This window comes from Mesorhizobium sp. RCAM 06353 (assembly GCF_059683585.1).
Map to the genome: position 1 here is coordinate 1,234,484 of NZ_CM185031.1, position 19,035 is coordinate 1,253,518.

At 63.3% G+C, this 19,035-nt stretch carries 19 protein-coding genes and 1 pseudogene; 11 read left to right on the forward strand and 9 right to left on the reverse strand.

Annotated features, from left to right (window positions below; genetic code table 11):
- Window positions 1–213: 213 nt before the first annotated feature.
- Together ku and ligD are read left to right on the forward strand one after the other, a co-directional pair.
- Window positions 214–1,083, forward strand: a complete 870-nt coding sequence (ku, locus tag AC56QX_RS05645) for a non-homologous end joining protein Ku (protein WP_497114208.1) — start codon at window positions 214–216, stop codon at window positions 1,081–1,083.
- Between the two features lie 12 nt (window positions 1,084–1,095).
- On the forward strand, window positions 1,096–3,591 hold the full coding sequence (gene ligD, locus AC56QX_RS05650; protein WP_497114209.1) for a DNA ligase D: 2,496 nt from the start codon (window positions 1,096–1,098) through the stop codon (window positions 3,589–3,591).
- Between the two features lie 214 nt (window positions 3,592–3,805).
- Here the strand turns inward: ligD and AC56QX_RS05655 are convergent, their stop codons facing one another.
- A complete protein-coding gene (locus AC56QX_RS05655; RefSeq protein ID WP_497114210.1) occupies window positions 3,806–4,480 on the reverse strand; it encodes an ArsR/SmtB family transcription factor in 675 nt (224 codons plus the stop codon).
- Between the two features lie 68 nt (window positions 4,481–4,548).
- Between AC56QX_RS05655 and AC56QX_RS05660 the strand changes: the two genes are divergently transcribed.
- The 3 genes from AC56QX_RS05660 to AC56QX_RS05670 all read left to right on the forward strand — a co-directional run bounded on the left by AC56QX_RS05660 (window position 4,549) and on the right by AC56QX_RS05670 (window position 5,531).
- On the forward strand, window positions 4,549–4,764 hold the full coding sequence (locus AC56QX_RS05660; RefSeq protein WP_497114212.1) for a DUF1127 domain-containing protein: 216 nt from the start codon (window positions 4,549–4,551) through the stop codon (window positions 4,762–4,764).
- A 93-nt stretch (window positions 4,765–4,857) separates the two neighbouring features.
- Complete coding sequence (locus tag AC56QX_RS05665; protein ID WP_095776169.1) at window positions 4,858–5,190, forward strand: NIPSNAP family protein; 333 nt, start codon at window positions 4,858–4,860, stop codon at window positions 5,188–5,190.
- On the forward strand, window positions 5,187–5,531 hold the full coding sequence (locus tag AC56QX_RS05670; RefSeq protein ID WP_497114214.1) for an antibiotic biosynthesis monooxygenase family protein: 345 nt from the start codon (window positions 5,187–5,189) through the stop codon (window positions 5,529–5,531). Before AC56QX_RS05665 ends, AC56QX_RS05670 begins: the two co-directional genes overlap by 4 nt.
- Window positions 5,532–5,677: 146 nt before the next feature.
- Here the strand turns inward: AC56QX_RS05670 and mbfA are convergent, their stop codons facing one another.
- Window positions 5,678–6,661 (reverse strand): iron exporter MbfA, encoded by a 984-nt coding sequence (mbfA, locus tag AC56QX_RS05675; protein ID WP_497114216.1) that lies wholly within the window; start codon window positions 6,659–6,661, stop codon window positions 5,678–5,680.
- Window positions 6,662–6,835: 174 nt separating this feature from the next.
- Here mbfA and AC56QX_RS05680 point away from each other — a divergent pair, with 174 nt between their 5' ends.
- Window positions 6,836–7,159 carry a hypothetical protein gene (locus tag AC56QX_RS05680; protein ID WP_497114219.1) on the forward strand — a complete coding sequence of 108 codons (324 nt, stop codon included), beginning with the start codon at window positions 6,836–6,838 and terminating at the stop codon, window positions 7,157–7,159.
- A gap of 305 nt (window positions 7,160–7,464) precedes the next feature.
- Complete coding sequence (locus tag AC56QX_RS05685) at window positions 7,465–8,448, forward strand: threonine/serine dehydratase family protein (RefSeq protein ID WP_497114221.1); 984 nt, start codon at window positions 7,465–7,467, stop codon at window positions 8,446–8,448.
- Window positions 8,449–8,829: 381 nt separating this feature from the next.
- On the opposite strand, the gene AC56QX_RS05690 is transcribed toward AC56QX_RS05685, so the two are convergent.
- The 4 genes from AC56QX_RS05690 to AC56QX_RS05705 are packed head-to-tail and all read right to left on the reverse strand — an operon-like array spanning window position 8,830 to window position 12,537.
- Window positions 8,830–9,966, reverse strand: a complete 1,137-nt coding sequence (locus tag AC56QX_RS05690) for an ABC transporter permease (protein ID WP_497114223.1) — start codon at window positions 9,964–9,966, stop codon at window positions 8,830–8,832.
- Window positions 9,963–10,883: an ABC transporter ATP-binding protein gene (locus AC56QX_RS05695; protein WP_497114225.1), complete on the reverse strand. Its 921-nt coding sequence runs from the start codon at window positions 10,881–10,883 to the stop codon at window positions 9,963–9,965. The genes AC56QX_RS05690 and AC56QX_RS05695 overlap by 4 nt, the downstream gene beginning before the upstream one ends.
- Entirely contained in the window at window positions 10,880–11,833 is a 954-nt protein-coding gene (locus tag AC56QX_RS05700) for an HlyD family secretion protein (RefSeq protein ID WP_497114227.1), read from the reverse strand. Before AC56QX_RS05700 ends, AC56QX_RS05695 begins: the two co-directional genes overlap by 4 nt.
- Entirely contained in the window at window positions 11,830–12,537 is a 708-nt protein-coding gene (locus AC56QX_RS05705) for a DUF1956 domain-containing protein (RefSeq protein WP_497114229.1), read from the reverse strand. The genes AC56QX_RS05700 and AC56QX_RS05705 overlap by 4 nt, the downstream gene beginning before the upstream one ends.
- Before the next feature lie 90 nt (window positions 12,538–12,627).
- Here AC56QX_RS05705 and AC56QX_RS05710 point away from each other — a divergent pair, with 90 nt between their 5' ends.
- From AC56QX_RS05710 to AC56QX_RS05720, 3 genes are all read left to right on the forward strand, one after another.
- Entirely contained in the window at window positions 12,628–13,101 is a 474-nt protein-coding gene (locus AC56QX_RS05710; protein WP_497114232.1) for a CYTH domain-containing protein, read from the forward strand.
- Window positions 13,098–14,042 (forward strand): CHAD domain-containing protein, encoded by a 945-nt coding sequence (locus tag AC56QX_RS05715; RefSeq protein ID WP_497114234.1) that lies wholly within the window; start codon window positions 13,098–13,100, stop codon window positions 14,040–14,042. The genes AC56QX_RS05710 and AC56QX_RS05715 overlap by 4 nt, the downstream gene beginning before the upstream one ends.
- A gap of 89 nt (window positions 14,043–14,131) precedes the next feature.
- Entirely contained in the window at window positions 14,132–14,959 is an 828-nt protein-coding gene (locus AC56QX_RS05720) for a YiiX/YebB-like N1pC/P60 family cysteine hydrolase (protein WP_497114236.1), read from the forward strand.
- 80 nt (window positions 14,960–15,039) lie between these two features.
- Here AC56QX_RS05720 and AC56QX_RS05725 read toward each other — a convergent pair whose 3' ends face one another.
- Window positions 15,040–16,416 (reverse strand): adenylate/guanylate cyclase domain-containing protein, encoded by a 1,377-nt coding sequence (locus AC56QX_RS05725; RefSeq protein WP_497114238.1) that lies wholly within the window; start codon window positions 16,414–16,416, stop codon window positions 15,040–15,042.
- Between the two features lie 212 nt (window positions 16,417–16,628).
- Here AC56QX_RS05725 and AC56QX_RS05730 point away from each other — a divergent pair.
- Window positions 16,629–16,820: pseudogene (locus AC56QX_RS05730) on the forward strand (CHAD domain-containing protein); the annotation flags it as partial.
- A gap of 78 nt (window positions 16,821–16,898) precedes the next feature.
- On the opposite strand, the gene AC56QX_RS05735 reads toward AC56QX_RS05730, so the two are convergent.
- Together AC56QX_RS05735 and AC56QX_RS05740 are read right to left on the reverse strand one after the other, a co-directional pair.
- Window positions 16,899–17,963: a site-2 protease family protein gene (locus AC56QX_RS05735; RefSeq protein ID WP_497114239.1), complete on the reverse strand. Its 1,065-nt coding sequence runs from the start codon at window positions 17,961–17,963 to the stop codon at window positions 16,899–16,901.
- Between the two features lie 194 nt (window positions 17,964–18,157).
- Window positions 18,158–18,937 carry a helix-turn-helix domain-containing protein gene (locus AC56QX_RS05740; RefSeq protein WP_497114240.1) on the reverse strand — a complete coding sequence of 260 codons (780 nt, stop codon included), beginning with the start codon at window positions 18,935–18,937 and terminating at the stop codon, window positions 18,158–18,160.
- Between the last annotated feature and the right edge of the window lie 98 nt (window positions 18,938–19,035).

Sequence of the window (19,035 nt, forward strand, 5' to 3'; positions counted from 1 at the left end):
ATTCCGCCCAGTGTGACTTTTGCATCACATATGTTTCGTTTGAATGTCGCCTGCGCGCGGTTCTGTTTCAAATTCTGGCGCGCCCGTGAAATTTCCGTTCGGGCCGCTGCAAATGGCTCGGGCGCACCTTGGCATAACTGATGCAAGCGCGGGCGGAACTGGAGCGAGCCCAATCCGTTCTCACCTTCATCTGATTGCTGAAGGGAAATTGCCATGGCGCCACGCCCAGCCTGGAAGGGTTATTTGAAGCTGTCGCTGGTCACCTGCGCGGTCGAGTTGACCAATGTCGTCACCCATACCGAAAAGGTTTCGTTCCGGGTGCTGAACCGCAAGACCGGCAACACGGTGAAGCGCATCTATGTCGATGCGCAAACGGGCAAGCCGCTCGGCGATGGCGACGAGATCAAGGGGTATGAGTTGGACGATGGCGATTTCGTCCATATCGATGAGGACGAGATCGAGGCGGTGCAGATCGAATCCTCGCACACGATGAGCCTCGACGGTTTCGTCGACAAGGCCTCGATCCAGCAGATCTATCTCGACACGCCCTATTATGTCGCGCCGGCCGACAAGGTCTCGGAGGAGGCGTTTGCCGTCATCCGCGATGCCATGGCAGGCAAGAAGATGGCCGGGCTTGCCCGCATCGTGCTCTACAGCCGAGAGCGCCCCGTCGTGATCGAGCCGCTCGGCAAGGGCATGGTGCTGACGACGCTGCGCTACGACAATACGGTTCGCCAGCCGGACAGCGTGTTCGGCGAGATCAAGGCGGTGAAGACCGACCAGGAGATGACCGATCTGGCCGAACTGATCATCGACAAGAAGAAAGCCACTTTCGACCCCTCGAAATTCGACGACAAATATGAGGACGCCCTGCTTGAGCTGATCCGGGCCAAGAAGGCCGGCCACCAGGCGCCGAAGGCCAAGGCGGCGCCCAAGCCATCCAATGTCGTCGACCTGTTCGACGCGCTGAAGAAGAGCCTGTCGGACTCCGGGTCATCGACACCGTCTTCGTCGGCGAAAGCCAAACCGGCGACCAAACGCGCCAAGGCGAAAGCCGCCGCGCCCAAGCGCAAATCGGCCTGAGGACACCAAGCCATGGCAAGCCTTGAGCCGTATCACGCCAAGCGCGATTTCAAGAAGACATCGGAGCCGGCCGGCAAGGTTGTTCGCGGCGCGAAAGCCGGCGGCATCTTCGTCGTCCAGAAACATGCCGCGACGAGACTGCACTATGATTTTCGCCTCGAGCATGACGGCGTGCTGTGGAGCTGGGCGGTGACGCGCGGCCCGAGCCTCGATCCGCACGAAAAGCGGCTCGCAGTGCATGTCGAGGACCACCCGATCGACTATGCCTCCTTCGAGGGCACGATCCCCAAGGGCGAATATGGCGGCGGCTCGGTCATCGTCTGGGACGAGGGCACATGGGTGCCCGAGATCGACCCGGCCAAGGCGATGAATAAAGGCCATATCAGCTTCGAGCTCAAGGGCCACAAGCTGCATGGGCTGTGGCATCTGGTGCAGCTGAAGCCGCGTGCGGGCGAGAAGCGCGACAACTGGCTGCTGATCAAGTCGGACGATGCGGCGGCTCGTCCGGGCGAGGATATTCTGAAGGACGCGCCGGAATCGGTGAAATCCGGCCTGACGATCGAAGAGGTCGGCGAAGGCAAGGCGGCCAAAGGCGAGAAGCCGAAGGTCTGGCATTCCAACAAGCCGGCCGTCGGCAAGGTGAAGGCGGCGGCCCGGAAACTCGATTTCATCGAACCGCAACTGGCGGCGCTGGAGCGGGATGCACCCGGCGGCAAGGACTGGCTGCACGAAGTGAAATTCGACGGCTATCGCATGCAGGCGCAGATCGCCGGCACTGATGTGCGGCTCCTGACCCGGACCGGCCTCGACTGGACGGAGAAATTCGTCAGCGAAATCACTGCTGAGTTGGCAGCGCTGAAATGCAGCGATGCCATCCTCGACGGCGAGATTGTCGTGCTGGCCGACAGCGGCGTTTCTTCTTTCTCGCTGCTGCAGCAGGATTTGTCGGCTAACCGCACCAACCGCTTCATCTACTACGTCTTTGACCTGATGCGCCTCGACGGCAAGGATTTGCGCGGCGAGCCGCTGGTCGAACGCAAGCAGGCCTTGCAGGATCTGCTCGGCAAGCAACCGGAAAATGCGGCGGTGCGTTTCTCCGACCACTTTTCCGAGCCCGGCAAGATCATGCTGGAGCATGCCTGCCGCATGGGGCTGGAAGGCGTCGTCTCGAAGCGTGCCGACGCACCCTATCGCAGCGGGCGCGGTCCGTCCTGGGTGAAGTCGAAATGCACGGCGCGGCAGGAATTCGTCATCGGCGGCTATCTGCCGTCGGACAAAACCGGGCGCGGGCTGCGCTCGCTGCTGGTCGGCTATTACGAGGCCGGCAAACTGCACTATGCCGGCCGTGTCGGCACCGGTTTCTCCGCCAAGGGCGCCACCGAGCTCAAGAAAAAACTCGATGCGCTGAAGGCGACGGACTCGCCTTTCGACAAGACCGTGCCGAAAGGCAAGGGTTTGGTCTGGGTCAAGCCGGAGCTTGTCGGCGAAGTGGAGTTTCGCAGCTGGACCTCGGACCGTATAATACGCCATGCCTCGTTCGAGGGGCTGCGCGAGGACAAGCCGGCGGAGGATGTGGTGCAGGAAAAGCCCAAGGCATCGACAGGCAAGGACAAGCCAGCGTCAAGCGGCACCGGCACATCCGCCGGAGCGATGACGACCACGGTCAAACTCTCCCATCCCGACAAGCTGCTGTGGCCGGAGGAAAAGATCACCAAGCAGGGCCTGCTCGACCATTACGCGCAGGTCTGGCCGCGCATGGAGCAGTTCGTCGTCAACCGGCCACTCAGCCTGGTGCGAGCGCCGGACGGCGTCGGCGGCCCGCGCTTTTTCCAGAAACACGCCTCGGCTGGCATGAGCGACAAAATCGCCCGCATGAAGGACCCAAACGATGGCGAAGAGATCCTGTTCATAAGGGATTTCGACGGGGTAGCCGCGCTCGTCCAATATGGCGTGGTCGAAATCCACATCTGGGGCTGCACGATCGACAAGCTGGAGCAGCCGGACCAGATCATCTTCGATCTCGATCCCGATGAAGGCGTCGAGGTGAAAGCGGTGCGCGAGGCGGCGCTCGATATCAGGGGCAAGCTCGACGAATTATCGCTGCCGAACTTCGTCAAGACGTCGGGCGGCAAGGGTTATCATGTGCTGGTGCCGCTGAAACCTTCGGCGGATTGGGACGCGGTAAAGACCTTCTCCCATGATTTCGCCAAGGCGCTCGAACAAGGTGCCCCGGACCGCTACACGGCGACGCTGTCGAAGAAGGCTCGCACCGGAAAAATCTTCGTCGACTATCTGCGCAATGGCAGGGGCTCGACGACAGTCGCTCCCTATTCCTCGCGGGCCAAGAAGGGCGCGACCGTGTCGATGCCGGTGACCTGGGCCGAGATCGAGGCCGGCCTGGCGCCGAATGCATTTCCGATTGGCGACAAGACGACGCTGGCGAAGTTGGCGGAAGCCGATCCGTGGGTGGAGTTTTTCGAGCGGGGGAAGGTGTTGAAGCGGGGGTAGTTTTCAGCGCCGAGGGACAGCACCCCCCTCTGGCCTGCCGGCCATCTCCCCCGCAAGGGGGGAGATCGGCTGTTTCGGCGAGCCGCTTCTCCCGCAACGTCGTAGATTGGCGAAAGCGGCTAAGAGCTTAATCTCCCCCCTTGCGGCGAGATGCCCGGCAGGGCGGAGGGGGGTGCTGTCCCGCCGACCTCTCTCCACTGTCGCCGGCGAAACCTCAGCTCAAAAACACCCTCTCGAACGCCTGCTTGCCCGGTGGCGAAAACACCACCGCGCGGCTGTCCTTTTCGCGGCGCGCCCACTTCTCCACCAGAATCTTGTCGAGGATCGCCGCACCGAGCGTGCCGGCGAGGTGCGAGCGGCGCACGCTCCAGTCGAGGCAGGCGCGGCAGACCGGGCGGCGCGGCTTCGAACCGACATCGATGCCGATGGCGGCGAAATGCGATGCCGCCGACGGCCCGAGCCTGATCTCCTGGTCGTCACGCAGCAGAATGGCCTTCTCGACAAGGCGATCGAGCATCGCCACTGCCTGCTCGCCGGCGAGGTGATCGTAGCAGACACGCGCCACGCGCATGGCGCCGTCGCGCGGGCCTGGCCGCACGCGCTTCGGGCCAACGGTTTCCGCAACACCGGTGATGGCCTCGATCATGCCTGCGACCTGCGGACCGGCGAGGCCGTAATAGCGATGGCGGCCCTGGCTGGCCAAGGTCAGCAGCCCGCCCTCCATCAGTTTCGACAGATGCGAGGAGGCGGTGGGCAGCGACACGCCAGCTTCCAGTGCCAGTTCACTCGCCGTCAGCGCCGTGCCGCCCATCAGCGCGTTTAGCATGTTGGCGCGGGCCGGGTCGCGGACCAGGCTGGCGATGCGGGCGATGTCAGGTCCTTCACGCATAGTTCGTTCCTCATCGAAGCATTCTTGTCAGATAACCACTATTCTCCGGTCAGATCAAGGAGACGACGATGACCGCAAGAACCACATTCACCCCCGTACCGTTCCCCGGCCGCCAATCATTTCCGTTCATCAGCTGGGTCCGCTCACGGCTACTGGCCCGCTGGTATGACCGCCATCAGCAGCGCCGTGACCTCTCGGAGATCGACGACCACCTGCTGCGCGACCTTGGCCTGACGCCGGAAGATGTGCGCCGCGAATGCGCAAAGTCGTTCTGGCAGGCATGACCCGGAAGGCAATTGCCTAGCAGATCGGGCGGCACGACGTTTCGACGCCGCTCGAACCATCGACGCGAAACCACAACCCTCAAGGAGACGACCATGACCATCACCTGCTTCATCCGCTATGAGATCGACCCGTTCGGCAAGGCCGCCTTCGAGGAGTATGCCCGCAACTGGGGCCAGGCCATTCCGCGCTGCGGCGCCGATCTGATCGGCTATTACGCCCCGCATGAGGGCTCGGCGACGACGGCATACGCCGCCTACAACATCGAGAGCCTGGCCGCCTATGAAGCCTATCGCGCCCGGCTTGCCGCCGATCCCGCCGGCAAGGCAAACTATGAGTTCGCCAAGCGCGAACGATTCATCCTCAAGGAGGACCGCATGTTCCTGAAACACGTCTCCGGACCGCACGCGAAACTGGTGCTGCCGTGATCGCCGTCATCTTCGAGGTCCAGCCGGCGGAGGGCAAACGCGATGCCTATCTCGGCATCGCCGCCAAGCTGCGTCCCTTGCTCGATGGCATTGACGGCTTCATCTCGATCGAGCGCTTCCAGAGCCTGGCCGATCCCAACCGCATCCTGTCGCTGTCATTCTGGCGTGACGAGGAAGCGGTGAAGGCCTGGCGAAACACGGAAGAACACCGGCAGGCGCAGCAGGCCGGTCGCAGCGGTATCTTTGCCGGCTATCGTTTGCGGATTGCCCACGTGGTGCGGGATTATGGGCTGACCGAGAGAGATGAGGCACCGGCGGACAGCCGGGCGGCGAATGGGTGACATCGTCGCGCTAGTCCCCCTCATCCGGCCGCTTCGCGGCCACCTTCTCCCCGCTGGGGAGAAGAGGGAAGCGCTGGCGCTCGTAGTCTCCTCTCCCCTCGGGGAGAGGTCAGCCGAGCGAAGCGGAAGCTGGGTGAGGGGGAGCCTCACGCATTGCCGATCAATACCCCCGCGGCGAACACCAGCGCGCCGCCCAGCACCACCTGGAAGGCGGCGCGCAGGAAGGGTGTCTGCATGTAGCGGTTCTGGACGAAGGCGATCGCCCACAATTCAAAGAACACCACGACTGCTGCAACAGCCGTCGCCGTCCAGAAACTCGGGATGAGATAGGGTAGTGCGTGGCCGAGGCCGCCAAGCGTCGTCATGATGCCGACGGTCAGGCCGCGCTTGATCGGTGAGCCGCGGCCCGACAGTTTGCCGTCGTCGGAGGCGACTTCGGTGAAGCCCATCGAAATGCCGGCGCCGATCGAGGCGGCAAGACCGACCAGCAGCGTCTGCCAGGTATCGTGGGTGGCGAAGGCGGCGGCGAAGATCGGCGCCAGCGTCGACACCGAGCCGTCCATCAGCCCGGCCAGGCCTGGCTGCACGTAGGTGAGGATGAACTGACGCTGTTCGGCGCTGGCCTCCTCGTCCTTGACTGCGCCCGGCACATGTTTCTGTTCCAGCCGCTGCGCCAGTGTCTCGTGGCCCTGTTCGGCTATCGCCAGATCGTCGAGAAGTTTTCGCGTCGAGGCATCGGTGGTGCGCTTTGCTGCTTCGACGTAGAACAGGTAGGCCTGCCGCTCCATCGCCTCGGCCTGGCGGCGGACATGCTCGACGCCGAGCGGCCTCACCAGCCAGTCGGGCTTGCGTTCATAATAGCCCTTCACATGTTCGCGCCGGATCAGCGGGATGCGCTCGCCGAAACGCTTGCGGAACAGCTCGATCAGCGCGTCGCGATGGCCATCCTCTTCCTCGGCCATCTCCTCGAACACTTTTGCCGATTGCGGAAAGCTTTCCGCCAGCCCGTCGGCATAGGCCCGGTAGATGCGCCCGTCATCTTCCTCGGATGAAATGGCCAGTGCCAGGATCTCCTGTTCGGAGAGCGTCTCGAAGGGGCGGCGGCCGAAGCCGAAAACACGGGAAAGCATGAGGAAATCACCCTAGTTTAGAACAGTTCTAAACTAGGGTTTGGCATGCTCCGGGTCAACCGCGCAGAGGTCGCGGGGTCAAGAATTGTTGAAGCCAGGGCGCCAAAGGCGCCCTTCATTATCAGCTAATGTTCACCTATATATTGACCGACCCCGAGAGAAAGGAATCCGCAGATGACGGCAAAACAGCCCCCGCACAGCTATGATCCAAAACCCGTTCTCGACCTCATCGCCAGCATCGAGGCCGATCTGCAGCGTCTGAAGGGCCTGGTCGAGCAGCAGGTCGAGAAATTCGACCCCGCCAATCCGCACAACAAGGCCCCGGACGGCAAGCTGACCGAGGAAGGCGTCGAGTGCTGCTACCGCATGTTCGACGAAGGCAAGTCGCGCTATTCGGTCGCCCAGCAGATGAAGATCTCGTTCGCCGCCGCTAGCCACCGCTTCAACAATTGGCGCAAGCTGGGTGGGTCCACGAGGCAAAGGACTTTGCTGGGGTGAAACTAGAGATGTCAGCGGGGCATCACCCCCTCTGACCTGCCGGCCATCTCCCCCGCAAGGGGGGAGATCGGATGTCGCTTCGGCCTTCGCCAATCTGCAACGTCTCAAAGCTGGTGCAACGCATGAACTGCCAATCTCCCCCCTTGAGGGGGAGATGCCCGGCAGGGCAGAGAGGGGTGCGACGGCCGTGACGGCAAGTACCTCGCTCACATCGCCAACTTTGTAACGGTCACATTTTTTCATTGGTGCGCACCATGCCTTTGCGGGCATCATGAGAGGATGCACCCTCTCTTGCTGGACCCCGCATGACCGCCACCACCCCTCCCGGCATCGCCGACATCCACGCCGCCGCCGCGCGGCTTTCCGGCCTGATCGTCGAAACACCCCTGATCGAATCGGCTGAGCTGAACAAGCGCTTCGGCGGGCGTATCCTGTTCAAGCCGGAGACGCTGCAGCGCACCGGCTCGTTCAAATTCCGCGGCGCCTACAACAAGCTGTCGTCGCTGAGCGAGGAGGAGCGCGGCCGCGGCGTCGTTGCCTTCTCCTCGGGCAATCATGCGCAGGGCGTCGCCGCTTCCGCCGCCATGTTCGGCGTCAAGGCGGTCATCGCCATGCCAGCGGACGCGCCGGCGATGAAGATCGGCAATGTCCGCAAGATGGGCGCGGAGGTGGTGCCGTTCGACCGTTTTCGCGACGACAGGATGACCGTGGTTCGCCCCTATATCGAAAGGGGCATGGTGCTGGTGCCGCCCTTCGACGATCCGGCCATCATTGCCGGCCAGGGCACGATCGGCCTCGAACTGATGCGCCAGGCCAAGGCGCTCGGCGTCAACCTCGACGCTGTCGTCATTCCCTGCGGTGGCGGCGGCCTGTCGAGCGGCATTTCGGTCGCGGTCAAGGATGCCTCGCCCGGCACCGACGTCTGGGCGGTCGAGCCCGAGCATTTCGACGACACGCGCCGCTCGCTCGCCGCCGGCGCCCGGGTTTCCAACGAACCGGGCTACAGCTCGATCTGCGACGCGATCCTGACCGCCGAGCCGGGTGCCATCACCTTCGAGATCAACCGCAAAAACCTCGCCGGCGCCATTGCCGTTTCCGACGGAGCGACGGCGCAGGCGATGCGCGACGCCATGGCCTATCTGAAGCTGGTGGTCGAACCCGGCGGCTGCGTCGCGCTGGCGGCGCTGTCATCGGGCGAGATCGAGCTGTCCGGCAAATGTGTCGCCGTGGTGCTGTCCGGCGGCAATGTCGATTTCGGCACCTATGCCGAAATCATGGCGGCCGCATAAGGCGTCGCCAGTCCCGGGGCGCTCGCCGATCCGCAGGGTTGAGTAAGGCAATGTCAAAGCACCTGCTTACTATTGAGGACGTTTTTACAATTACCGGACGCGGCGTTTTGGTGACCCCCGGGCCGCTCCTTTCTGAATATAACGGTCCTCGCCAGCTATCCGTCAGGCTGGTACTCCCCGACGGCGAAGAAATGAGAGCAACATTGACGCTAGAGTTTCTCCGTCAGACGCCTAGTCCAAAGGAGCCTCGTTGGGGTTGTCTCCTCGGGGGTGTCGCGCAACGCGATATCCCGGCTGGAACGGAAGTTTGGACCTAGTGGCCGAATGTAGGCTGTCCACGTACCTCGGCCGTTTGCCTGCCGGCTCATTTAAGTTTGGACTCTAATCCAGCGTGCGCCTGAAGCGCAAAAGCGCTGTGCCCGCGAACACCAGCACGAACACGACCAGCCAGCCGATCTCGGTGGCGATGGCATGGAAGTCGGCACCCTTCAGCATCACCGCGCGGGTGATGCGCAGGAAATGCGTCAGCGGGAAGATTTCGCCCAGCGCCTGGGCCCAGCCCGGCATGCCGCGATAGGGGAACATGAAGCCCGACAAGAGCAGCGACGGCAGGAAGAAAAAGAAGGTGAGCTGCATCGCCTGCATCTGCGAGCGGGCCATGGTCGAGATGGTGTAGCCAAGCAGCACCAGCGACAGCACGAAGACGAGCACCGACGACAACAGCAGCGTCAGGCTGCCGACGAACGGGATATCGAACAGAAGCTTCGCCGCCACCAGCACCACAGCAACCTGCACCGCGCCGACGACAAGGAAGGGCAGCACCTTGCCCAGCATGATCTCGGCCGGGCTGGACGGCATGGCGAGCAGGTTCTCCATCGTGCCGCGCTCGGTTTCGCGGGTCAGCGCCATGGCCGTCATCATCACCATGGTCATCTGCAGGATGACGCCGAGCAGGCCGGGCACGATGTTGTACTGCGAAATGCCTTCGGGATTGTAGCGGTGGTGCACCACCACCTGCAGCTGCTGCCTGGCATCCTCGGCGGCGGCCGCCTGCATGCCCTGGGCGCGCAGCAGCGCCTGGCTCGCCACCGTGCTCAGCGTGGAAATGGCGCCGCTCGCCGCCGACGGATCGGTCGCGTCCGCCTCGATCAGGATCTGCGGATTGTCGCCGCGCTCGACTCGGCTGGCGAAGTCGGCCGGGATGGTGACGACGAAGGAGACGTCGCCGCGCGCCATCAGGAATTCGGCTTCTTCGGCGCTCGCGGTCACATGGTCGAAGCGATAGTAACCCGTCACCTGCAGCGCCGAGACCATGGCGCGCGTATACTGGTCGTTGCTCATCGCCACCAGCGCCGTCGGCAGGCCCTTCGGATCGTTGTTGATGGCAAAGCCGAACAGAACCAGCTGCAGCAGCGGCACGCCCAGCATCATGGCGAAGGTGATGCGGTCGCGCCGCATCTGGATGAACTCCTTGATCAGCAGCGCGCCGAGCCTGGCAAGGGAGAAGACGCTGTTCATGCCATATTGTCCTTCGACCCCGACATGAACTGGATAAAGACGTCCTCCAGGCTGGTTTCGCCCGGCGCCACGGTCACGCCCTTATGCTCCTTCTCGACATCGGCAAGCGCTGCTTCGAGCTTCTTCCTGTCGGAACCGACGACATGCAACGTCGCGCCGAACGGCGCCACCTGGTCGACGCCGGGGCGGGCCTGCAGCTCCTCGGCCACCTTGGCCAGCTGCGGACCCTGCACCACGAAGGTGGTCAGGCCGGCATTCCTGACCACCTCGGCGACAGTGCCGGTGGCCAGCATCTTGCCGTAGGAGATGTAGCTGATCCGGTGGCAGCGCTCGGCTTCGTCCATGTAGTGGGTCGAGACCAGCACGGTCAGCCCGCCGCTGGCGAGGCGATGAATCTCGTCCCAGAACTCGCGCCGCGCCTTTGGATCGACACCGGCCGTCGGCTCGTCGAGCAGCAGCAGCTTCGGCTTGTGCATGATGCAGGCGGCGAGCGCCAGCCGCTGCTTCCAACCACCGGACAGCGTGCCGGCCAGCTGGTTGCGGCGCGAGGTCAGGCCGAGCTCTTCCAGCGTCCTCGCAACATACTCGCCGACCGGCTTCAACTGGTAGAGCCGCGCCACGAATTCGAGGTTTTCGCCGATGGTCAGATCTTCGTAGAACGAGAATTTCTGCGTCATGTAGCCGACTTCGCGCTTGATGCTGAGCGAGTCGGTGCGGATGTTGAAACCCAGCACCGTGCCTTCGCCCTCGTCCGGCGTCAGCAGGCCGCACATGATGCGGATGGTTGTGGTCTTGCCCGAACCGTTGGGGCCGAGGAAGCCGACGATCTCGCCTTCGGCGACCGACATCGTCACATGGTCGACGACGGTCTTGTCGCCGAAGCGCTTGACGAGGCCATGAACGTCGATGGCGTTCATTTTGTCGTTTCCGCAAGATCGACATCGACGATCTGGCCGGGCTGCAGCAGGCCGGCATCGCCCTCCGGTCGTGCCTCGACGAGATAGACCAGCTTCTGCCGGTTCTCGAGCGAATAGATCACCGGCGGGGTGAATTCGGGATCGGGCGAGACATAGCTGACGCGCGCCTTCACGTCAGGACCGCAGCCGTCGCAATGGACGCTGAGCAGGCTGCCGATCTTGACCGAGGAGAAGGCGGCCTCCGGTATGTAGACGCTGAGCTTCACGGCGCCGTCAGGCAGCATCGAGATGACCGGCGCGGTCGGGCCGGCGGTGTCGCCGGGATTGCGGATGACGTCGTTGACGCGGCCCGGCGAAGGCGCCGCCAACACCCGTTTCGACAATCGCCACTGCGCTTGCTCCAGTGTGGACTGCGCCTGCTTGACCTGGTTGTCGGCGGCCTTGATCGTCTCGGGCCGCGCCGGCAGCCCGCCGACGGCGAGATTGGCCTCGGCCTGGCCAACCTGGGCGTTGGCTGTCTCCAGCGTCGCCGAGGCGGTGTCGTAGTCGGCCTGCGTGCCGGCGCCACGCTTGAACAGATCGGCGGCGCGGTCGTATTTGCGCTTGGCGTCGGCGGCCTGGGCTCTCGCCATATCGACCTCGGCCTTGAGCACGGCGATCTCTTCCGGCCGCTTGCCGACCTGCAGGTCGGCGAGTTGCGCCTGTGCCTGGGCGAGGCCGGCTTCGGCCTGTGCCACCGCGATCCTGGCGTCGGCGCTTTCCAATGTCACCACGGGCGTGCCCGGCGTGACGCGGTCGCCGCGCTTCACGGTAACCGTGTCGACCTGTGCCACCTCGATGGGCGCCAGCAGCACATAGTCGCCTTCGACATAGCCGACGGCGAGCGGCGCGGCGGGCGCACAGGCACCGAAGAGCTGAGCGGCAAGCGGCAAGGAGCAGAGAAAACTCATTTTTTTGATCCCATTGGGGGTTTTGATCCCGTTCGGGCGGCCAGTATGGCGCTGAGATTGTCTGAAACAGCGGACACCACCTTGGCCGCCTCGGCGGCGCCGATGTCGTGCCAGCCCATGCGGCGCATCACCGCCTCGCGGCCGATGCGGAAGTAGATGACCTGGCCGATCAGCGTGAACACGGTGAGCCGGGTCCGCTCGCTTTCGGCCTGCTCGCCGGTCGCCTGCTCCCAAAGCAGGCATAGCCGGCGATGCGTCGGCTCGAACACGCCGTCATAGATACGGTCGAGCGCGGCCGTCGGATGCGACATCTCGCGCAGCACGAATTGCACGATCTCGCCGGCCTGCGGCTGCGCCAGGATGAAGCTGCCCATCCGCTCCAACGCCGCGAACAGCAGCAAACGTGCCGCCTCCGGATCGGGTGCCGCGGCGGCCGGGCCACTGCCCAGCGCCTGGCCGGCAATCGTCTGGACGGTTTCGACGATATAGTCGGCGGCAGCGGCGCGAAGGCCTTCCTTGCCGCCGAAATGATAGGCGATCGAACCTATATTGGCCTGCGCCTCCGCCGCGATCTCGCGGGTCGAGGTGCCGTCGAAACCCTGCCGCCCGAACAGTTTCAGCGCGGCGCGGACGAGTGCGGCGCGCGTTAGATCCGCCGGGGAGGTCTCGCGGCGTGGACTTTTGGCATCAGGCGGTTTGATCATGATCGCACTTTAATCAATCGATTGATTAAAGTCAACTTGTGTACGCGGCTGTCTTGCCATCGGCTTCGGCAAACGCTTTAGTGCGCGGCCATGGGCAAGGAAGTCGAGCGCAAGTTCCTGGTCTCCAGCACCGCATGGCGGGGCCTGGTCGAGGCGGATATCCGCATTCTCCAGTTCTATCTCGCCACGGCACCTGGGCGAACCGTCCGCATCCGCATCAGCGACGGCGCGTCCGCCAAACTGACGCTCAAATTCGGCCGTGCCGCGCGCGAGCGTGACGAATTCGAATATCCGATCCCGCTTGCCGAGGCGGTGGAGATGCTGGACTTCGCCATCGGACGTGTCATCGAGAAGACACGTCACCATGTTAGGCATCGCGGCTATCTCTATGAAGTCGACGTCTTTGGCGGTGCACTCGCGGGACTTGTGGTGGCCGAACTCGAGACTCCGGAAGATGTGCCGGACGAAATGCTGCCTGACTGGCTCGGCCGTGAAGTGACCGGCGAGCAGAAATTCTACAACGCGTCGCTCGCCCTCGGGGGGATACCGGAGATCGCCGCATGAGCTTTCGCATCGACCCGCGCCTGCCGCTGACCGGCGAGGTCAGGCGCATCCTTGCCGCGGAAATCGGCAAGGCACTGCTGCATCTGGATGCGGCGCGCAGCCGGCCGGAACAGGGGCTGCACAAATGCCGCAAGCGGCTGAAGAGCGCGCGTGCCTTGCTGCGCCTAGTTCATTCCGGTGACGAAACATTCTGTACGACAGAAAACCAGTGCTATCGCAACGTGGCGGCGCTGCTTGCCGGACCGCGCGAGGCGACGGCACTGATCGAGACCGTCGACCGGCTGGCGGCAGCTTTTCCCAAGGAGAGCGCCGATGGCGGGCTCGATGCCGTGCGCGACAGGCTGATCGCCCGTCAGCACGATCTGCATGAAGGCGCCGGCCTCGAAGCGGCGATCGGCGCGGCGGCCGCAGCCTGCGAAGACGGCATGAAGCGGATCGAGAGCCTCGCCTTGCCCGACCAGCCGGAACACGCGGCCGACGTGCTTGCCGAAGGCGCCCGTGTCACCTTGCGCCGTGCCAGGAAGGCGCTCGACAGGGCCGGCGCGCGCGGCGAGGCCAATGATTTCCACGATTTGCGCAAGGCGGCCAAGACGCATGGCATGCACCTGTCGCTGCTGGGCAGGCTCTGGCCGACGCCGATCAAGGCGCGGCGCAAGGCGGTCGACGAGTTGGGCGAGCGGCTCGGCGAACTGCATGATTTGTTCGTCATGCGCGCGCTGCTCGAGGCGGACGACGAGCCGCTGGGGCCGCACGAGGACACAAAGCTTCTCGGCAAGCTCTTGAAGCGCTCGGAAAAAAGCCTGCGGAAATCCTGCCTTGCCGAGGCGGCCGAGCTGTTCGGAGACAGCCCCAAGCACTCGACGAAGAAGCTGGCCCGCAAGGCGCGCGATGATCTTGCCGGCGCTGCGTCGGCGGAGGATTCGGCTGCCGCGGCCAACTGATGCCTCATCTTCTCGCACGAGGGCGAGAAGGGAAGCGACTGCCGGCGCGCTAGCGCTTCCCCGCCGGCCTGTGCTAGTCACGCTGCATCATGACCGAGCCCAGCGACACGCTCCTGGACCGACTTGGCCGCTGGCTCGCCGGCCGGCTGCAGGAAGAGTCCTCCGGCTATGAACCCTACACCCCGTCGGACCCTGAAACGCTGCGCCGGACGCTGGAACCCGGCGACATCTTGCTGATCGAGGGCAACCAGAAGATTTCGGCGGCGATCAAGTATCTTACCCAGTCGACCTGGTCGCACGCGGCCTTTTATGTCGGCGACACCTTGCCCGAGCCGGAAGACGGCTCGGAGCGGCCGCGGCTGATCGAGGTCACGATCGGCGAAGGCTGCGTGGCGGTGCCATTGTCGCGCTACCGCACCTACAACACCCGTATCTGCCGGGCGAATGGCCTGACACCTGAGGACCGCGACAAGGTCGTCGGCTTCATGGTCGGCAAGCTCGGCCTGAAATACGACCTCAAGAACATCTTCGACATGTTACGCTATTTCCTGCCGACGCCACCGGTGCCGGTGCGCTGGCGCCGCCGCATGCTGGCCTTCGGCTCCGGCGACCCGACGCGCGCCATCTGCTCGACGCTGATTGCCGAGGCCTATGGACAGATCCGCTATCCGATCCTGCCCGAGATCACCCGCGCGCCCGGCCGCGCCTCGGCGCAGTCGAACTATTCGCGCAAGGAAATCCTGCACATTCGCCACCACTCGCTGTACACGCCGCGCGATTTCGACCTGTCGCCCTATTTCCGCATCGTCAAGCCGACGCTGGAATATGGTTTCGACTACAGGGCGGTGACCTGGGACGACAAGGCAAGCACAGACGCCGAAGCCGCAAAGGCTGGAGCAATCGCCTCAGACACATGATGGCTTCGGCCTGGGTCAGGACATGCCCTATAGCGCGGCCTATCCGGCCGAGGTGCAGGCGTCTCACATGGCGGCCTACATCATGCCGAAACCGCAACAGCGCCCTGGTTTTCGGCTCTGCGTTCGACCCAGACGTGGACTGGTTCGTCCCGGCCGCGGATGCTCACCGGTCCATGATCGCGCGCATTCAACCGCGTGGTGGGCGATTCCGCCTTCGCGGCCTCAATCAGTCGTGATCCAAAGCAAATATTCGCCTGAAGCTCACGGCAGAGCGCCTGCAAACGGCTGGCGACGTTGACGGTGTCGCCCACCACCGCGAAGGACAGATTGCGCTCGCTGCCGACCGCGCCGATGACGACTGCGCCATATTGTGCGCCGATGCGAACGTCCAGCGGCGGATATCCCCTGGACACACGCTGCACATTCCAGTCTTCGAGAGCGGCGATCATCGCTTCAGCGCACTGGATAGCGCGAGTCGCGTCGTCCTGGCTGGCTAGCGGAACCCCGAATGTCGCCATGATGCAATCGCCGATATAGTTATCGACAGTGCCATGGTGGTCGAAAACGACCTGCTCCATGCGACGGTGGAACTGACGCAGAAGTTCGAACACCGCTTCGGCCGGATGATCCTCGGAATAGTGTGTGAAGCCGACGATGTCGGCGAACAGCACCGCGATATCCTGCCGGCGGACCGGGCCGAAGGGCTCGTCATCCGTGGCGAGCTGGTCGACGACGTTGGGTGAAAAATGCCGGGCGAGATTCGCGCGGGCGCGCTCTGCCTTGACATAGTCTTCCGACAGACGTCGGGAACGAAAGACGACCAGCGCCATGATCGCGCCGATAATCAGGACAACCAACACGTTGGTCGCCTGCGCGAATGTATCGACGAAATTGGGGTTGAGATAGAGGTTCAGTCGCTCTGTCACCGGCAGCGAATAGAGGTTCGTCGCCGGAATGACGGTTCCTGGGTGAGAAATCACCCATCCCACCCCGATTGTCCACGTCAAGGCCGCGAGCGCGCCGAGATAGAGCGCCAATCGTGTCGAAAGGGTCAGCGCGCCAAGGCATACGAAAATCAGCAGGAATTTGAAGCTGCCCTCGCGCAGTTGCATCGCGGCCGGCGCGACCTCCTGGGAAAACGGGTTGGGCGTTACCAGCAGAATGGTCAACAGAATGATGTCCAGCGTACCGACGAGGTAGCCGATCCACCATGGCGCCGTGCGACGGCGCGCAAAGAGAAACTGGATCAGGCCGACGAGCTGGAACAGCACGAGGCCCGCCAGCACGAAGAGCAGTGAGGCATCCCAGCGGCTGATCAATGAAAAGAAGCAGGAGATCACAGCGAGCGATGCCGTACGCGCCCAGAACTGCAATGCAGCGCCCTGGCGTTCTGCGCGCGCCCGCAAATTTTTCAGGCGCGAATAGCGGCGAAGTTCAAGCGTTGGTGCGGTCGGCATAGGATCACTTCGATTTGACGGGGACGTGTCACGCATTCGGCAAACCCGCCCTCTACAGTCTGGCAAATCAGTGTGCGAATTCTATCATGAGGTGCCGGATCTGTTCTATCCCAACGCGCCCTACAGGCGCGGTCGGCATCGCTGGTCGCATGGCTGGTCCGGGCGGCAAGCTGGTGGCGAATGGCGGCAGCCGGCGCCGCCGGAGCAGTGCGCCGCTGGGACCGCGCGAGGACACAAGGCTTCTCGGCAAGCTCTTGAAGCGCTCGGAAAGGAGCCTGAGAAAATCCTGGCTTGCCGAGGCCGCCGAGCTGTTCGGCGACAGCCCCAAGCGCTCGACGAAAAAACTGGCCCGCAAGGCGCGCGATGACATTGCCGCGCGGCAGGAAGATGCGAACGCGGCCTGATCATGGCCTTGCCTCGTTGCTCGTGCCTTGGCTTGGAGGTGGACCGTCTTCTGCAGACGGTTTCGGCGTTTCGCACTCTTAGGGAGTGGGGTATCCGGCTTCTACGCAGACAGCGCTTACTACTTTATGGGCGATCCCGCCCGCCCAGTCGTGAGATCGCAAGATGGCGATGGATGTCTCAAGCTCGGCGGCGGCCATTTCTTTTCGACCGGCGTGGGAATGCGCCAATGTCCGGAAGGCCGCATTCAAGCAGCGATTGAAGTCGTTGGAGTCATCGGCCTGCGCAAGGACATTCAGCGCCTCCTCGTGGCGCCCCAATCGGGCGAGCGCCGCGCCACGTGTGCCTTTCAGCGTAGGGAGCTCCGGAGACATGGCCACGGCACTTTCCGTCAAGCGGTCGAGTAAAGCATCGAGACGAGAGTTCGGCTGGGTGGGTTGAGCGAGGATTTTCGTGGCGGCGGTGTCAATGAGGAGAAGTCGCTCGCTTGCGGACGCCGTGTGGGTCAGCTCATCTTCGAGCGCTGTAATGTCCTCGTCCGTCAGGTCAGGTTTGAACACATAGAAAGCGACGCGATCCGACTGACCCGTGGGGTGCCACGTCGGATCGTCCGGACTCATATACGGCCGCAAGCGGTTCAGATAGTGCTGCCGGAGCACCTCGAACGGATCGCGACCTCGGGCAATTTTCCACAAGGCCAGCATATCGTTGGGCAGTCGCTGGCCGTCGACCTTGGAACGACGCGGAAAACCGTTGCCGATGACTATCATCATCTGAACTACAACGGCCGGCGCCAAGATAGTGCCTACAAGTTCTGTGCCGCGATAGATAGTCATTGCGCCGCTCAGAACACCCAACCAAACAATGTCCATAATCGGCCCTGCGGCCACAAAAAACAGGTTAGCGGGCTTCGAAAAGGATAATTGAGGAAACGTTCTTGTCCAGCCTCCTAGCGGGATAGTCCGTACGTGGACCTCCATTCTCAGCAAGCGGGTGTGGAGTGTTGTTGGTCCCAAGCCGAGATGAATTTCTCTTATTTGCAATTTTGCCAGATGTCCGGCGAGAGCATGAGAAGACTCATGCAGGACCAGGCTTATCCAGGCGCCAATGAATGCGGAGGCAGCGACAAGGAAGGGCAAGAGCAAGGTTCTTTCAGGAATGAGAGTGGCCGAAGGTATTGCGAATCGTGTCTCTATGATTCAGCGCAATCCGCCCTTACGCCAGAAGATCTTGTACCCATCCGCCACCGCTTTCGCCATCGCCGACGCTGGAGCGCGACTCCAACCCAAGGGCGGTGCCCCGAGACACCGAGGCCGTCGAGCCTTCGGCCGGCCAATCGCTATGCCGGCATACGCGGCCCGCCCACCCGCGCACCGGCATCACGCGGGTGCGGGCCGATCGGCATGATCGCGGGAAACGGCGTCGCCCCGAAGGCAAACGTAAATTTGTAACCGGTGAGTCCGTCCTCGGGCGTGGTATGCTGGTCGTGATGGGCGAGAAGTTTCACGCGCTCGGCCAGATCTTCCGCCTCGCGCCGCACCATCTCCGCCGTCTCCGGCCGCATCCGCCTGGAGAAGCTGACGAAGGTCGCCTCCTTCTCGATATGGGTGATGGCCCAGCCGATGAAATTCTTGTTGGTCATCTCGAACAGTGGCCTGAGCGGCCCTTCGAAATTCCACTGGATCGGCGTCTCGACCAGCAATCTTGCCGTCAGACCCCGGCCGAGCGCGATCAGGCCGAGTTCCTCGAGGTCGCGCAGATAGAGGAACATCGAGGCCTCGCTCAAACCTTGCGAGCGCATGATGCCTTCCGGCGTGAACTTCTCCGACAGCATGACGAAGATGAACAGCAGCGCCGGCCGGCCGGCGAGCCGGCGCTCGATCTCCGGCGCAATGTGGTTGACCGGCCCCGGCCCGCGGTTCATCGAGCCGAGCACGTTTTCCAGTTCGACGCCGGCAGCGGCACAGATCTCGATCAACCGGTCGAGCTTGCAGTTGCGCTCGTGGAAGATGCGCTTCACCGTCGGCTCGGAAACGCCCATGCGTTCGGCAAGCTCGCGATAGGTGACACCCTTCGCCTTCAGCGTCCGCTTCAGCGCCTCGAAGATCAGACCGTTCATGGCGTGCACCTCCTACCCGCAGTTTCGTATCGATATTCGATACTAGCGCTAATCGGGCTTCCCGAAAAGTATCGGAAATCCTAGCTCTCCGCCCGTCA